This window comes from Moorena sp. SIOASIH (assembly GCF_010671925.1).
Lineage (GTDB): Bacteria > Cyanobacteriota > Cyanobacteriia > Cyanobacteriales > Coleofasciculaceae > Moorena.
On sequence record NZ_JAAHIH010000024.1, the window covers coordinates 1 to 1,057 of the forward strand.

Consider the following 1,057-nt stretch of genomic DNA (forward strand, 5'->3'; position numbering starts at 1 on the left):
AACCAACAGGTGAGGTTTACATTTCGGGAGAGTGTCGAGCCAGTTTATCGAGAAACAACCCCACCATGCCTTGGGCCTCAGTCCAACGATATGACTCGTTGCCATTGGCAGAAAAACTCCTTCCAATGATCGTTAAGCCGTCGGGTGATATATCACTCGCTCCGCTACTGTAGCTACCCCCTGGCAGATCACCCAGGGCAACCATACCTTCGGCTTCGGTCCAGCGAAATGCCTCCTGCCCATTTGCTGAGTATCCTCGACCAATAACAACTGATCCATCGAACGAGGTCGCAAAAGCCCTGCTACGGAAATCACCACCTTCAAAATCGCCGAGCCCAACTATCCCACTGCCAGCCGTCCATCGAAACGCCTCGAAACCGGAGGCTGAGTAACTCCTGCCTCCAACGGTCGAACCGTCCCCGGATATTCCAGAGACGTAACTGCCGAAATCCCCACCAGGAAGTTCTCCCAATCCTCGAATCCGCGCGACCGCAGAAAAAGAAAACGAAGAAGTTAAAAATAGAGTTGAACAAATAACTGCGATGACACGTCCGGAAGTAAACATGATGAGTTCTTTACTGCGTGGAAAAAGAGCTAAAAACGTACGCCTTTTCTCCCTCTCATCAGCCAGTCATTATATGCAAAAAATCGCCTTTACACACTCCTTATTGTTTTGTGTGATTGATCTATCAACATATTATTAATGGGGTGAACACAAACTACCTATCTTCACACAAGAATGGTGAAAATAAATTAGATTTATCACCCCTTCTCCCGCCGCCTTCGCTTCAACTCCGCATCAATAAACCCCTGCAGGTCCCCGTCCATCACCTTCTGCGGGTTGGGTTGTTCGTAATTGGTGCGGTGGTCTTTGACGCGGTTGTCGTAGAAGACGTACGAACGGATCTGCGTGCCCCAGCCCATCTCGACCTTGCCGCCGGTCGCGCTGTCGAGTTCCGCCGCCCGCTTCTCTTCCTCGATCAGTTCGAGTCGGCCCTTCAGGAAAAAAAAAAAAAAAAAAAAATAAAAAACGATCAGCAAAAAAAAATCAATAAAA

Annotated in this window: 1 pseudogene; it reads right to left on the reverse strand. The window is 48.8% G+C overall.

The annotated features are described in order from the left end of the window. Positions 1 to 762: 762 nt before the first annotated feature. Positions 763 to 1,057 (reverse strand): annotated as a pseudogene (locus tag F6J90_RS43360) (hypothetical protein); the annotation flags it as partial.